The following is a 4,562-nucleotide window of genomic DNA, read 5'->3' as shown; positions in this document are numbered from 1 at the left end:
TTTGGCGGTAAAAATCCCCGCCAGCGTCAAGCCCCAGACCGTTAGGGCACATGCTAAAAACCCGACCGCACAAATGGCACATTTGGTTTTTGCCGACACACGAACCAACGCTTCAAAAAACCAAAAGAGCCATTTTTTTGCCAACGCACGGACGGACAGAGCGACAATAATTCAAACACCTTTTATATTGAAAAATGAGATAAAATAAAAATAAAACCTACTTTAGCAGCCTGACTCTTTATTGAAATGAACAGAATAAAAGAAGTACTTGACGAGAAGGGAATTAAGCAGACTTGGTTAGCTGAGAAACTCGGTAAGAGTTACAACATGGTAAACGGCTATGTGCAAAACCGACAACAACCAAGACTTGAAGTACTTTATGAGATTGCAAAAATCTTAGATGTGGAAGTGAAAGAGTTGCTGATTGAAATTAAAAATGACAAAACAGGAAAATGAGTTTTCAAAAGATACTTAACAAATACAGAAAAATAGCTTTTTCGGAGCGTGATAAAGGCGACCGCTTTGAAAGGTTAATGCAAACCTATTTGCTGACCGACCCAAAATATGCTTTCCTGTTTAAGAATGTTTGGCTTTGGAATGAGTTTCCAGGGAAATTAGACTTAGGTGGTGGAGACACGGGAATTGACTTGGTTGCTTTGACACATGAAGGCGATTATTGGGCAATTCAATGCAAATGTTTTCAGGAAGGTGCGACTATAGACAAACCAGCCGTTGACAGTTTTCTTTCCACATCAAGCAGAGAATTTAAGAATGAGCAAATGCAGACAACTCGCTTTGCTCACAGACTTTGGATTTCGACAACAAACAAATGGGGACCAAATGCAACAGAAGCCATTCGCAACCAAAACCCGCCAGTTACAAGAATCAATCTTTTCGACCTGATAGAAGCTCCCGTAGATTGGGAGAAATTAGAGCAAGGTATTCACGGTGAAGAATCACGAACGCCAAAGAAAACACTTCGCAATCACCAAACCGAAGCACTTACCAAAACTCACGACCATTTCAAAACGGCTGACCGTGGTAAACTTATCATGGCTTGCGGAACAGGTAAAACTTTCACCGCTTTGCGAATTGCCGAGAATGAAACAGAAGGAAAGGGATTGATTTTATTCCTTGTGCCAAGCATTGCCTTATTAGGACAAACTTTGCGTGAATGGAGTGCAGATGCCAACGAACCAATCAATGCAATTTGCATATGCTCTGACCCTGAAATTTCAAAGAAGAAAACCAAAAACGAAGATGCGGACACATTTAGCGTAGTGGATTTGGCTTTGCCAGCTTCCACCAACACCGATAATATTCTGCATCAGTTTCAACAGATAAAAGAAAAAGGTCTGCCCGGAATGACGGTAGTTTTTTCAACCTATCAATCCATTGAAGTAATATCAAGAGCACAGAAAGTATTGCTCAAAAACGGCTTCAAAGAATTTGACTTAATCATCTGTGATGAAGCCCACCGCACCACAGGCGTAACGCTGATGGACGAAGATGAATCTGCATTTACCAAAGTGCACGACCCTGAATTTATCAAAGCTAAGAAACGGCTGTACATGACAGCAACCCCCCGACTGTACAGTGACGACATAAAAAGCAAAGCCGCCCAATCGGAAGCAGTTTTATGCTCAATGGATGATGTGGCTTTGTATGGCGAAGAAATTTACCGCATTGGTTTTGGTGAAGCCGTTGAACGGGATTTGCTCACCGATTACAAAGTGTTGATTCTTACGCTAAATGACAAAGACGTTCCACCTGCCGTGCAACGCATGATTGCAGACAAGGAAACAGAAATCAATACAGATGATGCGTCCAAAATTATTGGAACTATCAACGCATTGTCCAAACAGTTTTTGGGTGACCAAGGCGTAACCAAAGACGGAGACCCTGACCCCATGCGAAGGGCTGTTGCTTTTTGTCAAAGTATTGCGGTTTCTAAAAAAATCACCGCTACATACAACACAGCAACCGAAGCTTATTTGGATTCACTTCCTGCTGAGAAGAAGGAACACATGGTTTCTATTGCATCCAAACATATTGACGGAACTATGACCGCTCCGCACCGTGACGAATTGTTGGGTTGGCTAAAAGCGGAAACGAGCGACAATGAATGTAGAATCCTGACCAATGTGCGCTGTTTGAGTGAAGGTGTGGATGTACCTTCTTTGGATGCCGTGCTTTTCCTTTCAGCCCGTAACTCGCAGGTAGATGTAGTGCAATCCGTTGGACGTGTAATGCGGAAATCGCCAGGCAAAAATTTTGGTTACATCATTATTCCTGTGGTTGTTCCCTCTGATATTGAAGCAGAAAAAGCCCTTGACGATAACGAACGCTACAAAGTAGTTTGGACGGTGCTTAACGCCTTGCGTGCGCATGACGACCGTTTCAATGCTACGGTAAATAAAATTGAACTCAACAAGAAAAAGCCGACCAACATTCTTATTGGGCGACCTGAATACACTTTTGACAGTGACGGCAATCCTTCGTTGGTAAATGAAGATGCACCTGCATACGAAACCAACAAAGACATTGGGCGACAAATGGCATTGCAGTTTGAACAATTGCAAAATGTGGTGTTTGCCCGAATGGTTCAAAAAGTGGGCGACCGAAAGTATTGGGAGCAATGGGCAAAGGATGTTGCCATCATTGCCGAACGCCAAATTGAACGCATCCAGTTTTTAATCACTGAAAAGAAAGACCAACGGGCAGCTTTTGAAAAATTCCTTTTGGGATTACAGAAAAACATCAACCCAAGTATTTCAGAAGCACAAGCAGTTGAAATGTTGGCTCAACATATTATTACCAAACCGATTTTTGAAGCCTTGTTTGAAGGCTATTCTTTTGTAAAACACAATGCTGTTTCGGTTTCCATGCAACGCATGTTGGATGAGTTGGAACCGCAAACTTTGGTAGAAGAATCGGAATCACTTCAAAAGTTTTATGCTTTCGTAAAACGAAATGCTTCGGGTATTGACAATGCCAAAGGCAAACAGGAAATTATTATCCGACTGTACGACAATTTCTTCAAAGCTGCTTTTCCTAAAATGGTGGAGCAATTAGGTATTGTTTACACGCCTGTGGAAGTGGTGGACTTCATTATTCGTTCAGTAGATGATGTATTAAAGAAAGAATTTGGCCGCAATATTTCAGACGAAAACATTCACATTCTTGACCCCTTCACAGGAACGGGAACTTTTATGACCCGACTGCTGCAAAGTGGCTTGATTAATCAACCCGACCTTGACAGAAAATATCAAAATGAACTACATGCCAATGAAATCGTATTGTTGGCTTATTACATAGCTGCCGTAAACATTGAAAATGCCTATCACGATTTACGCAACGATGGAAACGAATACGAACCTTTTGAAGGCATTGTATTGACCGATACTTTCCAATTGGGCGAAACAGACGAAAGCCAAAAACTTTTCTCTGAAATGTTTCCTCAGAATTCGGAGCGGGTAGCACGACAAAAGAAAGCTCCTTTGCGGGTAATAATTGGCAATCCGCCTTATTCTAAAGGACAAAAATCATCTAATGACAATGCTCAAAATCAAAATTATACAAAGCTTGATAATAGAATAGCCAAAACATATGTTGCAGAAACCAATGCTACCAACAAAAATGCTATTTACGATTCTTACATCAAAGCCTTTCGTTGGAGTACAGACCGACTAGATCCAAAGAATGGTGGTATTATTTCTTTCGTTTCAAATAGTGGTTGGCTTGATGGTAGTGGAATGGACGGTTTTAGAAAAGTCATTGAAAAAGAATTTTCAAGCATTTGGGTGTTTAATCTTAGGGGCAACCAACGCACCAGTGGGGAATTGAGCAGAAAAGAAGGCGGTAAGATTTTTGGCTCAGGTTCACGAACACCAATAGCCATTACGCTATTGGTGAAAAATCCAAATTCAAAAAATGAACGAGCCACCATTCATTACCACGACATTGGCGATTACCTGAGCCGTGAAGAAAAGTTAGCCAAGATTGCCAAATTTCAAACCGTGGCAAATGCTGCCATGACTTGGAAAACCCTTGATCCAAATGCCGAAGGCGATTGGCTCAATCAACGGAATGATGTGTTTGAAACATTTATCCCAATAGCACCAGCAAAGAAATTTGATAGTAAAACGGAATCATTTTTTACAACTTATTCCTTGGGCATTGCAACTGCTCGTGATGCATGGGTATATAATTATTCTGCTGATGATTTAAAAAATAACATGCAAAGGACAATTGACTTCTACAACAAACAGCGGGAGTCATTTCAAATTGAATTGAAGAAAAACCCCAAATCTGAATTTAGTGGATTCTGTTCAAATGATGGACAACAAATAAGTTGGAATGATTCACTAAGAAATTTATGTGCTAAGAATACTCATTTGCAGTATAATGAAAATGATAAAAGAATTGGTTTGTATAGACCATTTTCGAAGCAGTGGTTATACTTTGAAAGAAGTTTTATCCAAAGACCATATCAACAGCCTAAACTTTTCCCATCAAATTATAATTCCCCCCGAAAACAGGACAGCAGTTTAAGTTAGATT

The 4,562-nt window shown here is 40.6% G+C and carries 3 protein-coding genes; all 3 read left to right on the top strand.

The window, feature by feature from the left end; translation table 11 throughout:
* On the top strand, positions 1–208 hold a 208-nt coding region (locus tag NGM62_RS21530; protein WP_262250367.1), incomplete at its 5' end, for a hypothetical protein.
* Between the two features lie 38 nt (positions 209–246).
* Positions 247–456 (top strand): helix-turn-helix domain-containing protein, encoded by a 210-nt coding sequence (locus NGM62_RS21525; RefSeq protein ID WP_090622434.1) that lies wholly within the window; start codon positions 247–249, stop codon positions 454–456.
* Positions 453–4,559: a DEAD/DEAH box helicase gene (locus tag NGM62_RS21520; RefSeq protein ID WP_262250366.1), complete on the top strand. Its 4,107-nt coding sequence runs from the start codon at positions 453–455 to the stop codon at positions 4,557–4,559. Before NGM62_RS21525 ends, NGM62_RS21520 begins: the two co-directional genes overlap by 4 nt.
* The last annotated feature ends 3 nt before the right edge of the window (positions 4,560–4,562 follow it).

Origin of the sequence: Parapedobacter soli (genome assembly GCF_025460835.1) — a bacterium.
Classification (GTDB): domain Bacteria; phylum Bacteroidota; class Bacteroidia; order Sphingobacteriales; family Sphingobacteriaceae; genus Parapedobacter; species Parapedobacter soli.
This window is presented reverse-complemented; position numbering and strand designations above follow the sequence as displayed.

What these genes read in the sequence shown, in the direction of transcription:
- NGM62_RS21525 (WP_090622434.1), top strand. Translation starts at nt 247, where the DNA reads ATGAACAGAATAAAAGAAGTACTTGACGAGAAGGGAATTAAGCAGACT.
- NGM62_RS21520 (WP_262250366.1), top strand. Translation starts at nt 453, where the DNA reads ATGAGTTTTCAAAAGATACTTAACAAATACAGAAAAATAGCTTTTTCG.